General features: G+C 69.4%; 22 protein-coding genes. 6 read left to right on the forward strand and 16 right to left on the reverse strand.

Translation table 11 applies throughout. The features are described 5' to 3' along the window. Nucleotides 1-7: 7 nt before the first annotated feature. The 3 genes from AC1RUS_RS15605 to AC1RUS_RS15615 all read right to left on the reverse strand — a co-directional run bounded on the left by AC1RUS_RS15605 (nucleotide 8) and on the right by AC1RUS_RS15615 (nucleotide 1,928). Nucleotides 8-616, reverse strand: coding sequence for a thioredoxin domain-containing protein (locus AC1RUS_RS15605; protein ID WP_492917495.1), 609 nt, complete (start codon nucleotides 614-616; stop codon nucleotides 8-10). A 9-nt stretch (nucleotides 617-625) separates the two neighbouring features. After that, complete coding sequence (locus AC1RUS_RS15610; protein WP_492917496.1) at nucleotides 626-1,249, reverse strand: thioredoxin domain-containing protein; 624 nt, start codon at nucleotides 1,247-1,249, stop codon at nucleotides 626-628. 133 nt (nucleotides 1,250-1,382) lie between these two features. Beyond that, nucleotides 1,383-1,928, reverse strand: coding sequence for a DUF721 domain-containing protein (locus AC1RUS_RS15615; protein WP_492917497.1), 546 nt, complete (start codon nucleotides 1,926-1,928; stop codon nucleotides 1,383-1,385). Nucleotides 1,929-1,985: 57 nt separating this feature from the next. Here AC1RUS_RS15615 and mutY point away from each other — a divergent pair, with 57 nt between their 5' ends. Next, nucleotides 1,986-3,035, forward strand: coding sequence for an A/G-specific adenine glycosylase (gene mutY, locus AC1RUS_RS15620; RefSeq protein ID WP_492917498.1), 1,050 nt, complete (start codon nucleotides 1,986-1,988; stop codon nucleotides 3,033-3,035). Here mutY and AC1RUS_RS15625 read toward each other — a convergent pair. The 5 genes from AC1RUS_RS15625 to rnhB form a co-directional block, all read right to left on the reverse strand. Beyond that, nucleotides 3,032-3,886, reverse strand: a complete 855-nt coding sequence (locus tag AC1RUS_RS15625) for an NAD(P)H-hydrate dehydratase (protein WP_492917499.1) — start codon at nucleotides 3,884-3,886, stop codon at nucleotides 3,032-3,034. The two genes, mutY and AC1RUS_RS15625, sit on opposite strands and share 4 nt — an antisense overlap. An 8-nt stretch (nucleotides 3,887-3,894) precedes the next feature. Continuing rightward, nucleotides 3,895-4,659 carry a histidine phosphatase family protein gene (locus AC1RUS_RS15630; protein ID WP_492917500.1) on the reverse strand — a complete coding sequence of 255 codons (765 nt, stop codon included), beginning with the start codon at nucleotides 4,657-4,659 and terminating at the stop codon, nucleotides 3,895-3,897. Nucleotides 4,660-4,689: 30 nt separating this feature from the next. Further along, entirely contained in the window at nucleotides 4,690-5,742 is a 1,053-nt protein-coding gene (locus AC1RUS_RS15635) for a calcium-binding protein (protein WP_492917501.1), read from the reverse strand. 123 nt (nucleotides 5,743-5,865) lie between these two features. Continuing rightward, a complete protein-coding gene (locus AC1RUS_RS15640; RefSeq protein WP_492917502.1) occupies nucleotides 5,866-6,942 on the reverse strand; it encodes a site-specific DNA-methyltransferase in 1,077 nt (358 codons plus the stop codon). 127 nt (nucleotides 6,943-7,069) lie between these two features. Further along, a complete protein-coding gene (gene rnhB / locus AC1RUS_RS15645) occupies nucleotides 7,070-7,717 on the reverse strand; it encodes a ribonuclease HII (protein WP_492917503.1) in 648 nt (215 codons plus the stop codon). 68 nt (nucleotides 7,718-7,785) lie between these two features. Between rnhB and AC1RUS_RS15650 the strand changes: the two genes are divergently transcribed. The 3 genes from AC1RUS_RS15650 (at nucleotide 7,786) to AC1RUS_RS15660 (ending at nucleotide 11,424) form a co-directional block, all read left to right on the forward strand. Then, nucleotides 7,786-8,448 carry a DUF5060 domain-containing protein gene (locus AC1RUS_RS15650; RefSeq protein WP_492917504.1) on the forward strand — a complete coding sequence of 221 codons (663 nt, stop codon included), beginning with the start codon at nucleotides 7,786-7,788 and terminating at the stop codon, nucleotides 8,446-8,448. Beyond that, complete coding sequence (locus tag AC1RUS_RS15655; RefSeq protein WP_492917581.1) at nucleotides 8,409-9,341, forward strand: DUF5605 domain-containing protein; 933 nt, start codon at nucleotides 8,409-8,411, stop codon at nucleotides 9,339-9,341. Before AC1RUS_RS15650 ends, AC1RUS_RS15655 begins: the two co-directional genes overlap by 40 nt. Before the next feature lie 88 nt (nucleotides 9,342-9,429). Beyond that, nucleotides 9,430-11,424: an acyltransferase family protein gene (locus AC1RUS_RS15660; protein ID WP_492917505.1), complete on the forward strand. Its 1,995-nt coding sequence runs from the start codon at nucleotides 9,430-9,432 to the stop codon at nucleotides 11,422-11,424. Nucleotides 11,425-11,557: 133 nt separating this feature from the next. Here the strand turns inward: AC1RUS_RS15660 and AC1RUS_RS15665 are convergent, their stop codons facing one another. The 6 genes from AC1RUS_RS15665 to ygfZ form a co-directional block, all read right to left on the reverse strand. Continuing rightward, nucleotides 11,558-12,145, reverse strand: a complete 588-nt coding sequence (locus tag AC1RUS_RS15665) for a DNA-3-methyladenine glycosylase I (RefSeq protein WP_492917506.1) — start codon at nucleotides 12,143-12,145, stop codon at nucleotides 11,558-11,560. A 42-nt stretch (nucleotides 12,146-12,187) separates the two neighbouring features. Continuing rightward, nucleotides 12,188-13,213, reverse strand: a complete 1,026-nt coding sequence (locus AC1RUS_RS15670; protein WP_492917507.1) for an alpha/beta fold hydrolase — start codon at nucleotides 13,211-13,213, stop codon at nucleotides 12,188-12,190. 84 nt (nucleotides 13,214-13,297) lie between these two features. Further along, entirely contained in the window at nucleotides 13,298-13,507 is a 210-nt protein-coding gene (locus AC1RUS_RS15675) for a helix-turn-helix transcriptional regulator (protein WP_492917508.1), read from the reverse strand. Further along, nucleotides 13,500-13,955, reverse strand: coding sequence for a hypothetical protein (locus AC1RUS_RS15680; RefSeq protein ID WP_492917509.1), 456 nt, complete (start codon nucleotides 13,953-13,955; stop codon nucleotides 13,500-13,502). The genes AC1RUS_RS15675 and AC1RUS_RS15680 overlap by 8 nt, the downstream gene beginning before the upstream one ends. 69 nt (nucleotides 13,956-14,024) lie before the next feature. Further along, nucleotides 14,025-14,909, reverse strand: coding sequence for an alpha/beta fold hydrolase (locus AC1RUS_RS15685; protein WP_492917510.1), 885 nt, complete (start codon nucleotides 14,907-14,909; stop codon nucleotides 14,025-14,027). 64 nt (nucleotides 14,910-14,973) lie between these two features. Then, entirely contained in the window at nucleotides 14,974-15,783 is an 810-nt protein-coding gene (gene ygfZ / locus AC1RUS_RS15690; RefSeq protein ID WP_492917511.1) for a CAF17-like 4Fe-4S cluster assembly/insertion protein YgfZ, read from the reverse strand. 110 nt (nucleotides 15,784-15,893) lie between these two features. On the opposite strand from ygfZ, the gene AC1RUS_RS15695 reads away from it, so the two are divergent. Beyond that, complete coding sequence (locus tag AC1RUS_RS15695; protein ID WP_492917512.1) at nucleotides 15,894-17,051, forward strand: glycosyltransferase family 9 protein; 1,158 nt, start codon at nucleotides 15,894-15,896, stop codon at nucleotides 17,049-17,051. Between the two features lie 180 nt (nucleotides 17,052-17,231). Beyond that, nucleotides 17,232-18,566: a dihydroorotase gene (locus tag AC1RUS_RS15700; protein ID WP_492917513.1), complete on the forward strand. Its 1,335-nt coding sequence runs from the start codon at nucleotides 17,232-17,234 to the stop codon at nucleotides 18,564-18,566. 133 nt (nucleotides 18,567-18,699) lie between these two features. Here the strand turns inward: AC1RUS_RS15700 and AC1RUS_RS15705 are convergent, their stop codons facing one another. Further along, nucleotides 18,700-19,914 carry an RNA polymerase sigma factor gene (locus tag AC1RUS_RS15705; protein ID WP_492917514.1) on the reverse strand — a complete coding sequence of 405 codons (1,215 nt, stop codon included), beginning with the start codon at nucleotides 19,912-19,914 and terminating at the stop codon, nucleotides 18,700-18,702. After that, entirely contained in the window at nucleotides 19,911-20,261 is a 351-nt protein-coding gene (locus AC1RUS_RS15710) for a YciI family protein (RefSeq protein WP_492917515.1), read from the reverse strand. Before AC1RUS_RS15710 ends, AC1RUS_RS15705 begins: the two co-directional genes overlap by 4 nt. Between the last annotated feature and the right edge of the window lie 133 nt (nucleotides 20,262-20,394).

Consider the following 20,394-nt stretch of genomic DNA (forward strand, 5'->3'; position numbering starts at 1 on the left):
TCCGGCTCTAGCCCTTGGCCGCGGCGGCGAGGGCGGCGGTCAGCTGCTCGGTCGAGGTCTCGTCGGGCATGTGCCGGCCGGCCACGAAGAAGGTCGGCGTCACATCGACCCGGTCGCGGGCGGCCGCCTTCTCAACGCGGGCGTTGAGCGCGGCGAGGTTGGCCTTGTCCGACAGGGCGGCGGCAAACTGGGCGTCGGTCAGGCCGTAGCTCTTGCCGATGGCCAGCAGGCCTTCATAGAGCTGCCCGCTTGCGTAGATCTCGGCCTGCTTGGCGAACACCGTCCCCAGCACGTCGAAATACTTGCCTGGAATGCGGCGCGACAGCAGGAAGCCGGCGGCGGCGAATTCGGGCGGCTGTGTCAGGAATTCGCGGAACACCAGGCGGACCTTGCCGGGGTCGATGAAGGTCTTCTTCAGGCCGGGCAGCACCGTCGTCCACCAGTGGGCGCAGTGCGGACAGCTGGCGGAGGCGTAGACCACCAGCTGCACCGGAGCCTTGGGCGAGCCCATCACCATGTCGCCGTCGGCCGGCGGCAGGGCGCCGGCGCGCGCCATCGCGGGACTGGCCGCCAGGACGGCGCCGGAAGCGATCAGCGCGCGACGGTCGAGGGTCATGGCGGAGCCTTACTTGGACGCTTCGGCGATGGCGGCGTCCAGTTGGGCCAGGCTGACCTCGCCGCCTTCGGGACCGCCCACCTTCTTGCCGTTGACGACGAAGGTCGGGGTGCCCTGGATGTCCTGTTCCTTGCTGTACTTTTCGACGCGGGCGTTCAGGGCCTTCAGGGCCTTCTCGTCCGAGACGCAGGCGTTGAACTTGGCTTCGTCCATGCCGGCCGACTGGGCGATGCGCACCAGCACTTCGCGGAACTGGCCGGTGGTGAACATCTCTTCCTGCGAGCGGTAGACCGAGTCCACGACCTGGAAATACTTGTCCTTGCCGGCGCAGCGGGCCATCAGGAACGAGGCGGCCGCTACTTCGGCCGGGGCCGTCAGGATCTCGCGGTAGACGTAGTTGACCTTCTTGGTGTCGACATACTTGGCCTTGAAGGCCGGATAGACGTCCTTGTTCCAGCGGCCGCAGTGCGAGCAGGTGGCCGAGGCGTATTCGACGACCGTGATCTTCGAATTGGGATCACCCAGGCTCATGTCGTCGGCGGTGACGGCGTCCTTCTTGCCGCAGGCGGCGAGCGCGGCCAGCGAGGCGGTGAGGGCGACGGCGGTCAGAAGCCGGCGGGTCAGCGGACGCATGATCGATCTTCCTTGAGGCAAGAACAGTAGAGTTAAGCGCGATTCTTAAGCCGGGCGAAAAGGGCGCGGATAAGGCCTTGGCATGAGCGCAATCGCGGCGGGGTTGTCAATCCGCCAGGGGAGCCTCGCGCGTCTAGGACGGCTCGTTCCGCAGCACGCCGCGACCCAGTTTCATCAAAGCGTCCTTCAGGCCGCCGTCGGGCTGGTCGGCCAGGCTGTCGGCCAGCTGGCGTTCGAGCGCGGCGTCCAGGGGCGGCTTGCGGCGCGGCTTGGCGACCACGGGCGCGGGGGCGGCCTTCAGCGGGCCCTGGACGATGCGCAGGCGGGTGACGGTTCCCTTGCCCAGCAGCATGTCGAGGCGGGCGGTGATCTGCGGGGCCTGGTGCTGGATCAGGGAGGCCACGGGACCGTCGACGCGCAGCTCCAGCGCCCCGCCGGCGCCGTTGCGGCCCTTGATGATGCGGACGGGCTCGGTGCGGCGCGCCAGGGTCTCGCCGACGATCTCCTTCCAGCGGGTCTGGAGGGCGGCCGGGCCCTGGCCGTATTTCTCCTCCAGCGCCTTGAGCAGCGGCGCCAGGTTTTTGCCGGCCGGCGGCGGGGTGCGCAGGGGCGGGCGCGTGCGGCGCTGGCGCAGGATCGCGAGGGCTTCTTCGGCGGTGGGCAGGGGGCGGCGGGCCATGCGGTCAGGCTAGCACGAGGCCTTCGCTCCGGGCGAGGTTTGCGCTAGCCAGAATGCATGAAACATCGCGACGCCATCCGCTCGGCCCTGCTGTCCTGGTACGACCGCCAGGCGCGGGACCTGGCTTGGCGCGTGGGGCCGGCCGACCGGCGCGATGGGGTGCGGTCAGATCCCTATCGGATCTGGCTGTCGGAGGTGATGCTGCAGCAGACCACCGTGCCGCACGCGACGCCCTATTTCCTGAGCTTCACCCAGCGCTGGCCGACGGTGCTGGACCTGGCGGCGGTGGAAGACGGCGACTTGATGGCCGCCTGGGCGGGGTTGGGCTACTACGCCCGGGCCCGCAACCTGCTGGCCTGCGCGCGAGCGGTGGCGAAGGATCATGGCGGCGTCTTCCCCGACACCGAGGAGGGCTTGCGGGCCCTGCCGGGCGTCGGCGCCTACACCGCCGCCGCCGTGGCCGCGATCGCCTTCGACCGCGAGGCCAACGTCGTAGACGGCAATGTCGAGCGGGTGATGGCCCGGCTGTTCGCGGTCGAGACCCCCGTGCCCGACGCCAAGCCGGAGCTGAAAGACCTCGCCGCGTCCCTGGTCACCGCCGAGCGTCCCGGCGACTGGGCCCAGGCGCTGATGGACCTGGGCGCGACGGTCTGCCGGCCCAAGAGCCCGCTGTGCGATATCTGCCCGATCTCGACCTGGTGCGACGGCCTCAGGACCGGCGCGCCGGAGACCTATCCGCGCAAGACCAAGAAGGCCGACCGACCGCGCCGCCACGGCGTGGCCTATCTGCTGACGCGCGGCGACCAGGTGGCCTTGGTCCGCCGTCCGCCCAAGGGCCTGCTGGGCGGCATGCTGGGCCTGCCGACCTCGGACTGGCGGAGCGCGCCGTGGTCCGACGCCGAGGCGATCGCCGCCGCCCCCGTGGCCGCCGCTTGGCGCGACCGGGGCGCGGTCGAGCACGTCTTCACGCACTTCTCCCTGACCCTGCGGGTGTTCGCCGCCGACGGCGCCAACGACGGCGACTTCGTCTGGACCTCGCGCGAAGGCCTGGGCGCTCTGCCCAGCGTGTTCCTGAAGGCGGCGCTGGCCGGCGAGCGGCTGATCTAGGCCAGTTCGCCCATCAGGGCCGGGACCTCGCCGGCGATCTCGCGGGCCAGGAAGCCCAGCGGCCCCACCTTGCCGCTCAGTCGGCGGCCGGCCTCGCCGTGCAGCCAGACGCCCCAGGCGGCCGCCGTGAAGGGCTCGGCGCCGCGCGCCAGAAGGCCGGCGATGATCCCGGCCAGCACGTCGCCGGAGCCCGACGTCCCCAGGCCCACGCCGCCGCCGGAATAGAGGGCGGCGCGGCCGTCCGGCACGGCGACGTGGGTGCGCGCGCCCTTCATCAGCACGACGGCGGAGAAACGCTCGGCGGCCTCGCGGGCGGCGGCCAGGGGATGGGTCTCGACATCGGCCTTGTCGCGCTCCAGCAGCCGCGCCATCTCGCCGGCGTGGGGCGTCAGCACGCGGCCGGCGCGTGACGGACCCGCCGTCGACAGGGCCGCCATGGCGCCGGCGTCCAGCACCATCGGTTGGCGATCGACCAGGCCAAGAACCTCGGCGGCCAGGCCTTCCTCGTCGCGCATCATGCCCGGACCGATCAGGATGGCGTCGCAACCCTCCAGATGCTGGGCCAGGATCCTGGCGGCGTCAGGCGTCGGCCGGCCGTCGGCGGTTTCCGGAAGGGCGAAGACCCTGGCCTCGGGCACGGCCACGGTCAGGGCCGGGACCACGCTGGCGGCGGTGGCCAGCTGCAGCTTGCCGGCTCCCGCCCGCAAGGCCGCAACCCCCGCCAGCAGCACCGCGCCAGCCAGCTCCAGCCCGCCGCCGATCACCAGCACCCGCCCGCGCTCGTCCTTGCCGCCGTCGCCCACCACCGGCAGGGGCATGGCTTTCAGCAGGTCGACGTCGAGCGGCGTCATGGCGTGCGTCATCGGGCGGCGACGTTGGCGTCGGGCGCTGCGGTCACCGGCGCGGCCTGTTGTTCCAGCGGGGCGGTGAAGTTGTAGCGCGTCAGCACCAGCCCGCCGTCCTGGCCGGCCTTGGGGTCGAAGCGGTACTCGGTGACCCCGCAATTGGCGATGTCGGCCTCGCGGTCGATGGCCAGGATCTGGGCCTCGGTCAGGCTCTCCAGCAGATAGCGCAGGCACAGCACCACGACCTGGTGGGCGACGATCATCACCCGCTCGCCGCCATGGTGCAGGCTGATGGTGTCGAGCAGGCTGCGCAGCCGCAGGATCACGTCGCACCAGCTCTCGCCGCCCGGCGGCCGGTGATAGAACTTCCCCAGCAGGCGGCGGAACTCGGCCTGTTCGGGAAACTGCTGCTCGATGCCGACCCGGGTCAGGCGGTCGAGGACGCCGAACTCCTTCTCGCGCAGACGCTCGTCGATGCAGAACTTCTGGTTCGGCGCGGCCATGCCGCCGTGGTCGCGGATCAGCTGGCTGGTCTGGATGGCCCGGCGATAGGGCGAGGCCATCAGGGTGCAGGGGCGCTCGCCGTGGGGCTGGTCGGCGAACCACTTGCCTAGCGCCGTGGCCTGTTCCTGGCCCAAAGGGCTGAGCGCCACGTCCATGTCGCGGTCGGCGATGTCGATGCGGCCCCGCCCCGCCGCGTCGGCCGCGTCACGCGCGACATTGCCGGCGCTTTGGCCGTGGCGGACGATCCAGAGGCGATCTGGCCAGCGCTGTTCCATGGCGGTTTAACCCGCCAGCAGCGCTTGGGTTCAGGCGAAGAACAACCAGTCGCCGGTCAGGCTGCTGGCCTGGACATTGGCCAGGACGATCTTGTCGCCGTCGCCCAGGTCGATCACCGCGTCGGCTCCGTCCTGGCGCAGGGTGTAGGCCGTGCCTGGCGCCAGCTGGATGCGGTCGCCCTGAGCGCGTGAGAAGTCGGTCACATAGTCCAGCGCTATGCCCTTGAAGCCGTAGAAGACGTCGGCTCCAGCGCCGCCGGTGACGGTGTCGTTCCCACGGTCACCGGCCATCCAATCGTTGCCGTCCTCGCCGTACAGCACGTCGTTATCCTGCCCGCCACGCACCCAGTCCGCGCCGGCGCCGCCGTAGCAGGTGTCGTTGCCGAGGTTGCCGTAGACGATGTCGGCGCCGCCATTGATCGGAGGGACACCATTGTCCCGATCGCCATAGAGGAGGTCGTTGCCCTGACCGCCGACGACCCAGTCGGAGCCGTCGCCGCCGACGCAAACGTCGTCGCCCTTGTTGCCGTTGATGTCGTCGAAACCGAACCCGCCGCGGACAGTGTCGTTGCCGTCATCGCCGCGCAGGTAGGTCGTGGTGTTGGCATAGGCCGTGCCGTCACGGGCGGTGATAAGGTCGTTGCCCGAGCCGCCATAGATAGTGTCGTGGCCGCCGCCCGCGCTAATTGTGTCATTGCCGCCGAAGCCCTCGATCACGGCGCTCGACGTGCTGTTGGTGATGCGGTCATTTCCTGCGAGCGCCTGCTGATAGAGCGCCAGGGCACCCTGGGTCGCCAGCGTGTTCGTGAAGTCGAGGACCGGCAGGTTCAAGCCCGTGAACGTCAGGGAGATCCCCTGCGAATGGCTCAAGCCGAAGGTGGCGATCGAACCGCCGGAGAGGTCGTCATTCTTGTCGAACAGGAACGTGCCGGTCAGATAGCCAGTGAAGGCGCCGGACGAGTAGGACATCGACGTCGGCGCTGTGAGCACCAACGTCATCGCGGGGACGCTGAAGCTCAAGAGCAGGTTGCTGTTGAAGGCAGCATTGCTCGCGCCCAGAGGCGAAATAGACAGATCAGCCACGAAACCCCACCCCAAGCGCGTACGCCCGCTCTAAGGGGGTATCGCAAGGGCTGTCCAGCAATTCATTGCGCGTAAATCGCGAATTATCGCGCGAGCGCAATATGCGCCGTGGTGTCCAGGCCCTCAGTTCATTCCCGCCCGGACCTGGGCCCGCAGGACGTCGATTGGCGCGAGGCCGGCGTCGGTCTTGAAGTGCCAGTAGGTCCAGCCGTTGCAGGCGGGGGCCGACTGCACCAGGGCGCCGATCTTGTGGATCGAGCCCGATAGGTCGCCGACCGTGATCGAGCCGTCGGCCCGCACCTTGGCGACGTGGTTCCCCTTCGAGCAGAACAGGGCGTCGCCCGGAGACAGCAGGCCGGCCTCGACGATCGTGCCGAACGGCACGCGCGGCTCGGCGCGCTTGGAGCCCATCACGTCGAGGTCTTCCGGGGCGATCGGCACGACCTTGGCGATGCGGGCCTTGGCGTGGGCGACATAGTCGGCCTCGCGCTCGATGCCGATGAACTTGCGGCCCAGGCGCTTGGCGGCCGCGCCGGTGGTGCCGACGCCGAAGAACGGATCCAGGATTACGTCGCCCGGCTTGGTCGTCGACATGATCACCCGATAGAGCAGGGCTTCGGGCTTCTGAGTCGGGTGGGCCTTGGCGCCGTCGGCGCCCTTGATGCGCTCCTCGCCAGTGCACAGCGGGATGGTCCAGTCCGAGCGCATCTGCACCTCGTCATTGGCCATCTTCAGGGCGTCGTAGTTGAAGGTGTAGCGCTTGGCCGCCTGGCTCTTGGAGGCCCAGATCAGGGTCTCGTGGGCATTCGCGAAGCGGGTGCCCTTGAAGTTGGGCATCGGGTTGGACTTGCGCCAGATGACGTCGTTGAGGATCCAGAAGCCCAGGTCCTGCACGGCCACGCCGACGCGGAAGATGTTGTGATAGCTGCCGATCACCCAGATCGCGCCGTCGTCCTTCAGGACGCGGCGGGCGGCCTTCAGCCACTCGCGGGTGAACTTGTCATAGGCCGCGAAGCTTTCGAACTGGTCCCAGTGGTCGTCGACCGCGTCGACCTTGGAATTGTCCGGACGCAGCAGGTCGCCGCCCAGCTGAAGGTTATAGGGCGGGTCGGCGAAGATCAGGTCGACCGACTTCTCGGGCAAGGCGTTCATCGCCTCGATGCAGTCGCCTTGAATTATGGTCTCTGGCCCGAAGGTCATGTCCGCGTCCTGTAAAACAGCCAGCGGAATCATGAGTCTTGCTGGTAAACGGGACGTGTCGAAGCGTGGTTAGCGGGCCGTTAACCGGCCGATTTGAGTCTGATTGGACTCATAATCTTGTGCGCGATCAGGCTTCGAGGTCTTCGCCCATAAGGTCTTGCGCCAAGTCGCCCGCCAGGGCCGCCTTGACCGGGGCCCAGCTCATCCGGTGGATCGGCGAGGGGCCGAGCTTGCGCAGGCCTTCGACATGGATCGGGGCGTGATAGCCCTTGTGGCCGGCGAAGCCGTAGCCGGGATAGACGGCGTCCATCTCGACCATGATGCGGTCGCGGGCTTCCTTGGCCAGGATCGAGGCCGCAGCGATCGAGCACGACAGGCTGTCGCCCTTGATCACCGTCTTGATCGGGCAGGGCAGCTTGAAGGCGTAGTTGCCGTCCACCAGGGCGAAGGCCGGGGTCACCGACAGCGCCTCGATGGCGCGGCACATGGCCAGGCCGGCGGCGTGCAGGATGTTGAGCTCTTCGATCTCTTCGATCGTGGCCAGGCCGACGCCCCAGGCGATGGCCGTTTCCTTGATCTCGATCTCCAGGGCCGCGCGGGCCTTGGCGGTGAGTTTCTTGGAGTCGTTGAGGCCCTTGGGGATGCGGTCGGGGTGCAGGATCACCGCGCCGGCGCTGACCGGTCCGGCCCAGGGGCCGCGCCCAGCCTCGTCCACCCCGCAGACCGGGCCGGGTCCGCAGGCCAGTTCCAGCATCATGTCGGGACCGGGAGGCATGGCGGCTGTTTAAGGCGGTTCGCCGGGGTTGTCAGCACGCTCCGGTTCGCCTTTCGTGGGTCATGACTTTGCCTCCGCCTCGCCCCACCCGCCGCGCCGTGACCGCCCTGGGACTGGCCGCGCTCGCCACGCCGGCCCTGGCCGCCGTTCCGACCGTCAACCGCTGGGGCGTGCACGAGGTGACGCTGAACGGGCCGGGTACGGGCAATCCGTTCGATGTCTTGCTGTGGGGCGACTTCACAGACGGCAGGGCGACCCTTCGCGTTCCGGGCTTCTATGATGGCGACGGGGTCTGGCGCCTGCGCTTCAGCCCGCCGACCGAGGGCGTCTGGCGCTGGCGGACGCAAAGCAAGGTCGCGGCCCTGGCCGGCAAGAGCGGCTCGGTGCTGGCGACGGCGCCGAAGGCGGGCGACCACGGACCTTTGAAGGTGGCGGGCGGCTATCACTTCACCCATGCCGACGGCGCGCCGTTTCGGCAGGTGGGCACGACCGCCTATGCCTGGGCCCAGCAGAGCGACGCCCTGTGCGCCGAGACCCTGGCCACCCTGGCCGCCTCGCCGTTCAACAAGATCCGCATGTGCGTGTTCCCCAACGTCTCGGCCGAGCCGATTTGGCCCTTCGAGAAGACCGCCGGCGGCGCCTGGACTATGACCGCCCCAACCCGGTGTTCTTCCGCCGCTTCGAGGACCGCGTGCGACGACTGGGCGACCTGGGCATCCAGGCCGACGTGATCCTGTTCCACCCCTACGACAAGGATAGCGGCTTCCACGCCATGAGCCCGGCGCGGGACGATCGCTATGTGCGCTATCTCGTCGCGCGGCTGGCGGCCTATTCGAACGTCTGGTGGTCGCTGGCCAACGAGTGGGACCTGGTCAAGGCCAAGTCGGTCGCCGACTTCGAGCGCATCGCCGGCGTGATCCAGGCCCACGATCCCTATTGCCGCCTGCGCTCGATCCACAACTGGCGCGAGCTCTACGACAACAACCGGCCGTGGATCACCCATGCCAGCGTCCAGAACGGCTCGGCGGTGCTGGACGACGCCCGGGCCGAGATCTTCCGCGCCGTGTGGAAGAAGCCGGTGATCTTCGACGAGGTCCGCTACGAGGGCGACCTCGACAAGCGCTGGGGCGATCTCGAGCCGCAGGGCCTGGTCGAGCGATTCTGGCACGGGCTGGTCGCCGGGACCTATGTCGGCCACGGCGAGACCTACGGCAAAGGTGACGACCTGTGGACCGCGCGGGGTGGTCGCCTGAAGGGCCAGAGCGAACCGCGCCTGGCCTTCCTGCGGGCGGTGATGGAGGCGGGGCCCGCGCCCGGTCTCGACCCCATCGACGCCACTTGGGACCAGCACCTGGGCGGCAAGACCGGAACCTTCTACCTGCGCTATTTCGGACGGACCGCGCCGGCCGAATGGGCCCTGGCCCTGCCGAAGGATGGCTTGAAGGGCGGCGAGCGCTTCAAGGTCGACGTGCTCGACACCTGGGCCATGACCGTCACGCCGGTCGAGGGCGAGTTCGTGATGGCCAGCCGCGACGCCTATTATTTCCAGGATCCCAAACGGCCGACGGTCGCTCTGCCGGCCCGACCCTGGATGGCGGTGCGGGTGACGCGCCTCGACGCCTGACGTGAGATTACGTTCGTAATAATCTGCTTGACGGCCCGCATCCTCTACGCTCGACTGAGATTTACAAATGTAAGTATCGGGGCGGGAAATGGAAAGCGGGCAAGCCTATCGGCGCGACATCGACGGGCTGCGCGCCGTCGCGGTGCTGGCGATCTTGGTCTGCCACGTCTTTCCCGACTGGCTGCCCGGCGGCTTCGTCGGGGTAGACGTGTTCTTCGTGATCTCCGGCTTCCTGATCACCCGAATCATCGCCGACCAGCGGGACGCCGGAGTGTTTTCGTGGGGCGGGTTCTGGCTGCGGCGGGCATGGCGGATCGCGCCGGCCTATGTCGTGGTCGCCCTGGTCACGGCCAGTCTGGCGGCCTGGATCGAGATGCCGCGCCAGCTGACCCAGACCGGCGCGGCCTTGGCCGCCTCGGGCCTGTTCGTCGCCAATATCCTGTTAGCCCAGACCGCTGGCTACTTCTCGCCCGGCGCCCAGGAGAACCCGCTGCTGCACCTGTGGTCGCTGAGCATCGAGGAACAGTTCTACCTGGTCTGGCCGCTGCTGATCGCGGGGCTTTCGCTGAAGTGGCTCAGGCCCGCCCGGCCGTGGCTGGCGCTCGTGTTGCTGGCCGTCTCGCTGGTCGGCGCGCAGATGCTGGTGTCGGGCGGGCAGAGCGTCTGGGCGTTCTTCGGGCCGCCGTTGCGGGCTTGGGAGTTCCTGGCCGGGGCGGTGGTGGCGCTCGGTCTCGTCCGGCCGCCGACCGGGCGCGGCGTGGCCAACGCGGCGGCTGTCGCGGGCCTGGCGCTGATCGGGGGCAGCCTGATCCTGCTGAAGGAGACGACGCCGTTCCCCGGCCTCTTCGCCGCGCCCGCCTGCCTGGGGGCGGCGCTGATCCTGTGGAGCGGTCAGTCTGGCGAGGTCGCGGGCGCAGCGATCCTGCGGACGCCGCCGATGGTCGCCGTCGGCCGGATTTCGTACTCGCTCTATCTGTGGCACTGGCCGCTGCTGGTGCTGGCCGCCGACGTCGCCCAGCGTCCGCTGACCCTTCCACAGCGCGCCGGCCTGCTGGCTCTGGCGGTCGTCCTGGCCGCGGCGACCTGGCTCCTGGTCGAGCAGCCGTTCCGCAAGGGTTCGCTGGAGCGGCCTTGGCGGCGTCTGGGTCTGGCCTTGTCGCCGCTGCTGCTGGTGATCGGCGCGGGCGCGGTGCTGTTCTTCACCCACGGCCTGCCGCAACGCCTGTCGCCATCGGCCAAGGCGGCCGCGGCGCTGGAGGAGGGCGACGTCAATCCGCTGCGCGCGACCTGCTTCGAGCATCGCGGCGGCATCCCCGTGACCGGTTGCCGGATCGGCGCCGCGCCCGACGCCACGGACTATGACGTGCTGGTCTGGGGCGACTCCCACGCCGACGCGGTGACCCCCGGTGTGGCCGCCTGGGCCAGGGCGCGCGGCTGGAGCGTGCGCGAGGCCACGCAAGGCGGTTGCCCGCCGGTGATCGGCGTGCGCGTGCGTCTGCCCAATGGCTTCGAGCTGAAATGTCCGCAGGCCGCCAGCCAGGCCATGGCCGAGATCAAGGCCAATCCGAAGCTGAAGCTGGTGGTGCTGTCGGCCCGCTGGCCGATGTATCGCGACGCCCCGCCGTTCTACGACGCCAACTCGCCGCGCACCGTGATGGTCTCGGCGACCGCGCCTGGAACACGCCCCGCGCTCTCGAAGGTCCTGGTTGAAACGATCGACGCCATCGCCGTCGCCAATCCGGGCGCCGAGGTGCTGATCATGGGCCCGACGCCGGAACTGACCTTCACTCCGCCCGAATGCCTGGCCCAGGCGCGCCATCTGGGCCTGAGCGAGCAGGGGTGCTTCAACGCTCCGTCCGGCCTGACGCTGGCCCGCCTGCGTCCGGCGCAGGCCGAGATCCGCCGGGCCCTGGTCCAGCGCCCCGCTGTCCGCGCCGTGTTCCCAGGCGACAGCCTGTGCCGTGGCGAGACCTGCGTCAGCGCCATCGACAGCAAGCTGATCTATTTCGACGACGACCACCTCAGCGCCTCGGGCGCGGAGCGGCTGGTTCCGGGCTGGATGGACCGGGCGCTAGGCCGGTAAACGGGAAGCGCCTTGCGTCCTTCGAGGCCCGCTGCGCGGGCGCCTCAGGATGAGGGGGTGCAAAGCTATGAGCTCCTCATCCTGAGGTGCGCGCTCCTGAGCGCGCCTCGAAGGTCGCAGAGCGATAGTCCGCCTACCGCGCCAGGGCCTTGCATTCCTCGTGACGGAAGCAGTGGGTCATGTGGTCGTTGACCAGGCCGGTGGCCTCCATGAAGGCGTAGACGATCACCGGGCCGCAGAACTTGAAGCCCTTGGCCTTCAGCGCCTTGGCCACCTCGTCGCCCAGGGGTGTGCGGGGCGGGACGCCGGTCTCGCGGGTGAAGTTGCTCTGCACCGGCGATCCGCCGACCATGTCCCACAGGAACTGGCTGAAGTCCTCGCCGCGCTCGCGCATGTCCAGATAGATCCGCGCGCCGCTGATGGCCGCGTCGATCTTGCTGTTGGAGCGGATGATGCCGGCGTCGGCCATCAGCCGGGCGCGGTCCTCGTCGCCGAAGCGCGCGACCTTTTCCGGGTCGAAGTCGGCGAAGGCGGCGCGGAAGGCCTCACGCTTGCGCAGGATGGTGATCCACGACAGCCCGGCCTGGAAGCCGTCCAGCACCAGCTTCTCCCACAGGGCGCGGGAGTCGTATTCCGGCACGCCCCATTCAGTGTCGTGATAGGCCTCGTAGAACGGGTCGCCGTTCATGCCTCTCCAGGTGCAGCGATGAATCTCCGTCATCCGCAAAGCTTGACGGAATCGATCACGAATTTCCAGAACTTTTCATGAACGCGACCGGGCAGCGCGAACGACGTCGAGGACGGCGTCGATCACGGTTTGCGGACGGTCCAGCTGGACCAGGTGCCTGGAACCCTCGGCCACGCGGCGCTCGCCCCGTCGGGACAGGCGCGCCAGCCCCAGATGGCTGTCGGTCCAGTCAGCCATCAGTGCCGCATGCTCGGCCTTGGCCTCGTCTGACCACAGGCTGGCCGTTCCGGCGCTGATCACGATCAGCGGCAGGTCGCCATAATCCCGGTCGTCCTTGACCACCCGCTCGCCGTTCGGCTCGTACTCCTCGAAGAGCGACGCCTGGGTGCGCAGCCGAGCCGGATCGGCGTCGCGCTGCGCCAGGACCGTGCGCACCTTGGCCGGGAATTCCGGATAGTAGTCGAAACAGGGCGGCGCCGGCGCGCCGGTCTTCACGGTTCCGGCCTCGACGCCGGCCGCGCAATCGCGCAACCGGCGCGCCTCGCCGGCGAGGTAGGCCCGATCCAGTGCGGCGGCCTTGGGACCGGCTGCGGCCTCCCGCGCCATGTCGTGCGGCCTGACCGGATCGACCAGAACCACGCCCGCGACGTCCCGGCGATGGCGATCGGTGAAGGTCAGGACCTCGTGGGCGCCGGCCGAATGACCGACCATCACGTAGGGACCGCTGACGCCTGCGCCCTTCAAGGCGCGCTCCAGGTCGTCCGTGGTGCGTCCCACGGTCTGGGCCGCCCTAGCGTCGCCGTCACTGAGACCAAAGCCCGCACGGTCCCAGGCGCAGGCTCGGGTCGTCTTGGCGACCTCCGGCTGGACCTTGGCCCAGGTCGCCGACCAGGCGCCGAGGCCGGCGGTGAACACCACCGTCGGCGAACCGCTTCCCAGGCAGCGGATATGGAGATGTCGCCCGCCGTCCGCCTGTACGTCGCCGCCCGGCTCGACATAGTCGGCCATCGCCTCGACGACGGGGACATTCTCGATGACCTGCGCCTGGACGACGCCGGCCCACAACGCCAAGGCCAAGCCCGCTGCAGCCGCCTGTTTCACGTCTTGGCCCCCGCCCCGCTCGCCTTGCCAAGCTGAGGTTAACCTTGGGGTTGAGGGACGCAACCCCCGACCCGACGCCCAGGCCTAGTCCGGCAGCTGGAAAAGACCCTCGACCGTGGTCGACAGGGCCCTGGCCAGCTTCAGCGCCAGCACGGTGGAGGGGATGAAGACGCCGTTCTCGACGGTGTTGATGGTCTTGCGGGTCACGCCCACCCGCTCGGCCAGGTCGGCCTGCGTCAGGCCGGCCTCGGTGCGTAGGGTCTTCAGATGACTCAGCAGCGGCGCATCAGTCACGGTCGGCGCGGCGCTCCAGCATCACGAAGCGCAGGGCCGGGACCGCCACGGCGACCGACAGCAGGATGTGGGCGATGTCGCCGGTCTGCAGCCGCATGAACGGCGCGGCGGCGTAGAGGCCCAGGGCGCAGGCGGCCAGGGCCCAGAACCCCGCGGCATAGGCCTGGGCGCGATGGGCGCGGGTGGCTTCGTCGTCGAGCAGGGCCCGCACCACCTTGCCGTGCCGCCAGCCGCCGCCGGTGGCCAGCAGGAACAGCAGCACGGCCGCCAGAAACAGGTGCGAGCCCAGCGACACCAGTTCCACCGTCCGCAGCGGCGCGTGCGGCCGGGCGTAGCTGGCGAAGAACGCGCCCTGCCAGACGAAGAACAGCATCGGGGCCAGCCACAGCATGCGGTTGCGGCGACGCTGGGCGCGTTCGGCGATCTGGCTGGGCGAGGCGGTTGGCATGGCGGGTCCTCAGGTGTGTAACCTACGGGTTACTAGTAACCTTGAGGTGACACGAGAGTCAAGCGACCGCTAGCCGGCCAGGAAGGTCTCCACCTCGGCCTGGAACCGGGCCGGCTGGTCGATCATGATGAAGTGCGCGCTGTCCTGCACCTGGACGATCCTGACCCCCTTCAGCGGCGCGTAGGCCGCCCGGTACCAGCCGTCGAACGCGGCGGCGGGGACGGGCAGGGCCTTGTTGACGGCGTAGACCACGGTGGTCGGCGCGGTGATCTTGCCCAGTTCGGGGCTAAGGTCGGTGGTCAGGAGCTCTTCCATCGACCGGCCGGCGACGTCGCGGTCGCTGGCCAGCGACTGGTCGACCAGGCCCCTGCGCGCCGATTCCGTCAGCACCATCGAGGTGATCACCTGGTTCTGCTGGGCGGTGAACTGATCGAGGGGCGCGCTGGCGATCTGTTCGCGGATGGCGGCGGCCCGTTTGGCGACGACCTCGGATGTCGCGGTCGGGCCGAAATAGGCCACAGCGAGCTTGGGGAACATGTCGACCACCATCAGCTTGCCGACCAGATCGGGATGACGCGCCGCCAGCTCCATGCCGATCGTGCCGCCCATCGAGTGGCCGATGACGGCCGGCGTCTTCAGGCCCTTGGCCTGGATGTAGCCGGCGAGGCCCTCGGCGACGCCGGCCACGACCTGCCCTTGGGCGTTGCCGGCCGTCGGCGCGCCGGCGAAGCCCGCCACCTGCACCACGTGGACGCGATAACGGCCCTCCAGCGCCTTGGCGGTCGGCTCCCAGATCGAGGCCGAGGACGACAGGCCCGGGACCAGGATCACGTCGGGACCCTTGCCGCGCACCTGCACGGTGAAGCGGTCGGCGGCGACGGCGGCCAGCGTCGGGCCGGCAGCCAGGAAGGCGGCGGCCATCAGGCCCGCGCCCAGGATTTCACGACGGTTCATTGCGATAGATCCCCACATAGACTTTGAATATCAAAGTACTTGATGCGAACTGATCTGGCAATCGCTAGTTCGGGTCGATCCAGTCGGGCCGCTCGACCCTCACCGGCCGTCCATCGACGCTGAGATCGCCGCCCTCGATCCGATCGAGGCGTAGCAGGGCCATGGCGCGGCCGTCGCGGCCGGACAGCACCTCGCCGGCCCGCAGGTCGCCGACCAGCACCTCGGCGCCGAAGGCCGGGGCGGGGCCATCGAAGCTGATCGGCAGCATGCGATTCTTGATCGTGCCGCGCCGCTTCATGCGGCTGGTGGTCTCCTGGCCGACGAAGCAGCCCTTCTTGAAGTCGATGCCGTGCAGCAGGTCGAAGTCGGCCTCGATCGGATAGGCCGTGTCGCTGAGCCAGTCGGCCGGGCCCGGCGCGCCCAGGGCCAGGCGATGGGCTTCATAGGTGTCCTCGTCGACGGTGGGGGCGGCGGCCAGGCCGTAGGCGCGTGCGCCCAGAGCCGGCAGGCGCGGATCGCGGAAGAAGCCCTCGCCGGCCTGAACGCCGTCGTCGGCCGGAAACACGGCGCTGACCGTCAGGTCGCTGGCGGCGATCTCGACCTTGGCCCGCAGGCGATACATCGTCAGGCGCTGGATGATCGCCTCGCGGTGCTGCGCCTGCACGTCCAGCAGGGCGCCGTCCTCGATCCCGGCGATAAACAGGTCGTACAGCAGCCGGCCCTGCGGCGTCAGGATCGCGCCCAGCCGCAGCTCGCCCAACGCCAGGGTGTCGACATCCTGGGTGATCAGCCCCTGCAGAAAGGACCGCCAGTCAGGTCCCCCGAGGGCGATGACGGCGCGGGTTTCGAGTCGGGCGATGGCGGGGCTGGTCATGGGTCCTCATGTGGCGTGCGACAGCGTGTCGCGCCAGAGGGCAAGTTTACGGAAAGCTTAGCCGTTATAGCGGGATGCGCCGACTCGCCGCCTGCCCTATACAAGGACGGATGACACAGCGGGCCTTCCCGATTCTTTTCATCACCGCCACGCGGATCGGCGACGCCGTGCTGTCGTCCGGCCTAATCAAGATGCTCGCCGATCAGATCCCCAACGCCCGCTTCACCATCGTCGCCGGGCCTTTGGCCGCGCCGCTGTTCGCCCATGTCCCCGGTCTGGATCGGGTGATCGTCATGGAGAAGGGCAAGGGCAAGGGCCACTGGTTCAAGTTGTGGAACCAGGTGCGCCACAAGAAGTGGAGCCTGATCGTCGACCTGCGCGGCAGCGCCACCGCGCTCTTCCTGCGCCGCGACAAGCGGGCGATCTGGAAGAAGTCGCTGGGCGGCGAGCCGATCCACAAGGTGATCGACGCGGCCCGCGTGCTGAAGCTGGAAGGTGATCCGCCGCCGCCGCACCTCTACATCACCCCCGAGGTCCAGGCCCTGGCCGACCAGATGCTGGCCGGCAAGCCGGGCGAGGAGCCCGGTCCCCTGCTGGCCATGGGTCCCGCCTCCAACTGGGTCGGCAAGGTCTGGCCGATCGAGCGCTTCGCCCAGACCTCGCAGCAGCTTCTGGGTCCGGACGGTCCGCTGGCCGGCGGCCGGCTGCTGATCCTGGGCGGACCGGAAGACGGCCGCATGGTCGAGGAGCTGCGCATGGCCTCGGCGCGCGGCCGCTGCATCGACCTGACCGGCAAGGTCGATCTCTTGACCGCCTATGCCTGCCTGAAACGCGCCGACCTCTTCATCGGCAACGACAGCGGCTTGATGCACATCGCCGCCGCCGCCGGCGCGCCGACCATCGGCCTGTTCGGACCATCGGACGAGCGCCGTTACGCCCCGTGGGGACCGTTCGCCCGGTCGGTTCGCGGACCGCGCTCGCTGGACCAGTTCCTGGCCGTCGATCCCGATCTCTCGCAAGCCATCCGCCACATGAGCGACCTGCCCGTGGCCACGGTGGTCAAGGCGGCCAAGGCGCTGCTGGCCGACGTGAAGGCGGCCCGCGAGGCGGCGGTGGTCGAGGCTGTCGAGCCTGAGGTCGCGCCGGAGCCCGAGGTCTTCGAGCCGGAAATCATCCTGCCAGCGGCGCGCCTTTCGGCTGAGGCGGACATCGAGCCTGTTGCCGAGCCTGAGCTCGCCGAGCCGAAGATCGAGGCCGACCCCACCTAAATATCCGTCATCCCCCGCTTCATGCGGGGGACCCAAGCGGACTTGGCCGACGCGGCTTGGGCCCCCCGAACACGTCGGGGGATGACGAAGGTTTGTGATGGTCGGGCGACGACGACCATGTTTGGTCTTGCGAAGGTCTCGGTCGAGACCTAGACCGCCCAAAACCTCAGGAGCCGTTCCATGTCCCAGACCTTCGACCTGATCGTGCGCGGCGGCGAGGTGGTCAACCACGCGGGGCGCGGCTTTACCGACATCGGAGTCCGCAACGGCAAGATCGTCGCTATCGGCGACCTGTCCCAGGCCAGCGCGGGCGAGGTGTTCGACGCCACCGGCCTGACGGTGCTGCCGGGCGTGATCGACAGCCAAGTCCACTTCCGCGAGCCCGGCCTGGAGTGGAAGGAAGATCTGGAAAGCGGCTCGCGCGGCGCGGCCCTGGGCGGCGTGGTCGCCGTGTTCGAGATGCCCAACACCGAGCCGACCACCACCGACCCGGACGCCCTGGCCGACAAGCTGGCTCGCGCCAAGAACCGCATGCACACCGACCATGCCTTCTACGTGGGCGGCACCCATGAGAACGCGACCTTCCTGGGCGAACTGGAACGGCTCCCGGGCTGCTGCGGCATCAAGGTGTTCATGGGCGCCTCGACGGGCAGCCTGCTGGTGCAGGACGACGAGGGCGTCGAGAACGTGCTGCGGCATGTGAACCGCCGCGCCGCCTTCCACTCCGAGGACGAGTACCGTCTGGCCGAGCGCCGCTCGCTGGCCCGTCCCGGCGACTGGACCAGCCATCCGGAGGTGCGCGACGCCCAGGCCGCCCTGCAGTCGACCCACCGCCTGGTGCGCATCGCCAAGAACCTCGGCAAGCGCATCCACGTGCTGCACGTGACCACCAAGGAAGAGATCGACTTCCTGGCCCAGAACAAGGACGTCGCCTCGGTCGAGGTCACGCCCCAGCACCTGACCCTGGTGGCGCCCGAGGCCTATGAGCGGCTGAAGGGCTTTGCGCAGATGAACCCGCCGATCCGCTCGGCCGACCACGTGGCCGGGATCTGGCGCGGCATCGAGGCCGGCATCGCCGACGTGCTGGGCTCCGACCACGCCCCCCACACCCGCGAGGAAAAGGCCCGGCCCTATCCGGCCTCGCCCTCGGGCATGCCGGGCGTCCAGACCCTGGTGCCGATCATGCTGACCCACGTGGTCGACGGCCGCCTGAGCCTGGAGCGCTTCGTCGATCTCACCAGCCACGGCGTCAACCGCGTGTTCGGCCTGGCAGACAAGGGCCGCATCGCCGAGGGTTTCGACGCCGACTTCACCATCGTTGACATGAAGGCCCGCCGGGTCATCACCCACGACTGGATGGCCACCCGCTCGGGCTGGACCCCGTTCGACGGCTTCGAGGCCAAAGCCTGGCCCAAGGCGACCATCGTGCGCGGCATCGTGGTGATGCGCGACGACGAGATCGTCGCCGAGGGCAAGGGCGAGCCGGTGCGGTTCCTGGAGACGTTGGCGGGCTGACCGCCCGCTAAAATCTTGTCATCCCGGCCGTAGCGAAGCGGAGAGCCGGGACCCAGGGCAACCGCAGCGCGCCGGCCCCTGGGTCCCGGACAGCGCTACGCGCTTCCGGGATGACAAGGATTTTGAGCAAAAGTCAGACTTTACTCCGCCTGCGGATCAACCACGCCCGCTCCGCCACCCCAGGCTCCAGCTCCAACGCCCGGTCATAAGCCGCCATCGCCTCGTCACGTCGCCCAAGCCGCGCCAGCAGATCCGCCCGCACCGCGTGGAGCGGCTGGAACTTAGCCAGCTGCGCCGCGTCCAGCCCGTCCACCTCGGCCAGGGCCGCCGCCGGCCCCACGATCTCGGCCAGCGCCACGGCGCGATTGAGCCGCACGAACGGATCTTCCCGCCAGTCCAGCAGCAGGTCGTAGAGCGCCAGCACCGCCGGCCACGGCGGCGGCTCCGTCAGGGAGCGGCGCACACACCACACCGCGTGCAAAGCCGCCCGCAGCTGGCGCGGACCAGGAGCGTTGAGCCGCGCGGCCCGTCGCAGCAACGTGTCGCCCTGCGCGATCAGCGGCCGCCGCCACAGCGCGGGATCCTGCTCCGACAGCGGAACCATCACCCCCTCGGCGTCCAGCCGCGCAGGGCGGCGGGCCTCGGCGAAGCGGACCAAGGCGGCGAAGGCCAGGCACTCCGGCTCTTCGGGCAGGAGCTCGATCAGCACGGCGGTCAGGTCCAGCATTTCGCGGGCGTAGCCGGCATGGGCGCCGGCCCCGGCGGCGTCCTCGTGTGCCCGGGCGTAGGCGACCTCCAGGGTCGACAGCACCGCCGCCAGGCGCTCGGGCCAGGCCTCGGGACCGGGGACCTCGAATGAGACGCCGGCTTCCGCGATCTTCTTCTTGGCTCGGGTCAGGCGCTGAAGCATCGCCGGCTCGGCGACCAGGAAGGCCTGGGCGATCTCGCGCACGGACAGGCCGCAGACCAGCCGCAGTGTCAGGGCCGCGCGGGCCTCGGCCGTGACGGCCGGGTGGCAGCAGACGAAGATCAGCCGCAGCCGCTCATCGGGGATCAGCCGAGCGTCGGAGGCCAGCACATCCTCGGCCGAAGCTTCCGGTTCCGGCGCATCGGGCGCTAAGCGCCGGCGAACGCTCTGCTTGCGGATCATATCCAATGCGCAGCGGCGGGCGGTGGCATAGAGCCAGGCCGCTGGGTCGAGGGGCGGGGCGTCGGACCAGACGGCGGCGGCCCGCGCGCAGGCCTCAGCGAAGGCCTCCTCGGCCAGGTCGAGGTCGCGGAAGGTCGCGGCCAGGGCGGCGACAATGCGCCCGCCACTCTGCCGCGCCGCCTGGTCGAGCGTCTTCACCCCTCGTCGATCATCGGGCGAACCTCGACGGCCCCGTCGCCGGCCAGCGGGATGCGCTTGGCGATGGCGAGGGCCGCGTCGAGGTCGGGCACGTCGACCAGATAGAAGCCGCCCAGCTGCTCGCGGGCCTCGGCATAGGGGCCGTCGTGCAGGGCGTGTTCGCCGCCGGCCTTGCGCACGGTGGTGGCGGTGTCGGCGGTCTTCAGGCCCTGGCCGCCGCGCAGGACGCCTTGGGCCGCCAGCTCGCCGGCCAGGGCGCGGTGGGCGGCGATGATGTCGTCGAACGAGCGGCCGTTGTCGGCGCGGTAAAGGTCTTCGTTCTCATAGATCAGCAGGGCGTATTGCATGGCGTGTCGTCCTCGAGGCCCGCGACCATCGCGGCGCTTCGTGGGAGAGACGCGCCGGGTCGGCGGGATTCGACAGGCGCGCGCAAAAAATGTCGAGCGTCGTTCGTCGATTGAACAGTCGTATGAGCCGTCC

This window comes from Caulobacter sp. GW821-FHT10F06 (assembly GCF_058809215.1).

Coding starts and splice junctions, on each gene's coding strand:
- AC1RUS_RS15710 (WP_492917515.1), bottom strand. CDS start 20,261: ATGCAATACGCCCTGCTGATCTATGAGAACGAAGACCTTTACCGCGCC.
- AC1RUS_RS15605 (WP_492917495.1), bottom strand. CDS start 616: ATGACCCTCGACCGTCGCGCGCTGATCGCTTCCGGCGCCGTCCTGGCG.
- AC1RUS_RS15665 (WP_492917506.1), bottom strand. CDS start 12,145: ATGACGGAGATTCATCGCTGCACCTGGAGAGGCATGAACGGCGACCCG.
- mutY (WP_492917498.1), top strand. CDS start 1,986: ATGAAACATCGCGACGCCATCCGCTCGGCCCTGCTGTCCTGGTACGAC.
- AC1RUS_RS15695 (WP_492917512.1), top strand. CDS start 15,894: ATGACACAGCGGGCCTTCCCGATTCTTTTCATCACCGCCACGCGGATC.
- rnhB (WP_492917503.1), bottom strand. CDS start 7,717: ATGCCTCCCGGTCCCGACATGATGCTGGAACTGGCCTGCGGACCCGGC.
- AC1RUS_RS15625 (WP_492917499.1), bottom strand. CDS start 3,886: ATGACGCCGCTCGACGTCGACCTGCTGAAAGCCATGCCCCTGCCGGTG.
- AC1RUS_RS15685 (WP_492917510.1), bottom strand. CDS start 14,909: ATGAACCGTCGTGAAATCCTGGGCGCGGGCCTGATGGCCGCCGCCTTC.
- ygfZ (WP_492917511.1), bottom strand. CDS start 15,783: ATGACCAGCCCCGCCATCGCCCGACTCGAAACCCGCGCCGTCATCGCC.
- AC1RUS_RS15615 (WP_492917497.1), bottom strand. CDS start 1,928: ATGGCCCGCCGCCCCCTGCCCACCGCCGAAGAAGCCCTCGCGATCCTG.
- AC1RUS_RS15640 (WP_492917502.1), bottom strand. CDS start 6,942: ATGACCTTCGGGCCAGAGACCATAATTCAAGGCGACTGCATCGAGGCG.
- AC1RUS_RS15680 (WP_492917509.1), bottom strand. CDS start 13,955: ATGCCAACCGCCTCGCCCAGCCAGATCGCCGAACGCGCCCAGCGTCGC.
- AC1RUS_RS15630 (WP_492917500.1), bottom strand. CDS start 4,659: ATGGAACAGCGCTGGCCAGATCGCCTCTGGATCGTCCGCCACGGCCAA.
- AC1RUS_RS15660 (WP_492917505.1), top strand. CDS start 9,430: ATGGAAAGCGGGCAAGCCTATCGGCGCGACATCGACGGGCTGCGCGCC.
- AC1RUS_RS15610 (WP_492917496.1), bottom strand. CDS start 1,249: ATGCGTCCGCTGACCCGCCGGCTTCTGACCGCCGTCGCCCTCACCGCC.
- AC1RUS_RS15700 (WP_492917513.1), top strand. CDS start 17,232: ATGTCCCAGACCTTCGACCTGATCGTGCGCGGCGGCGAGGTGGTCAAC.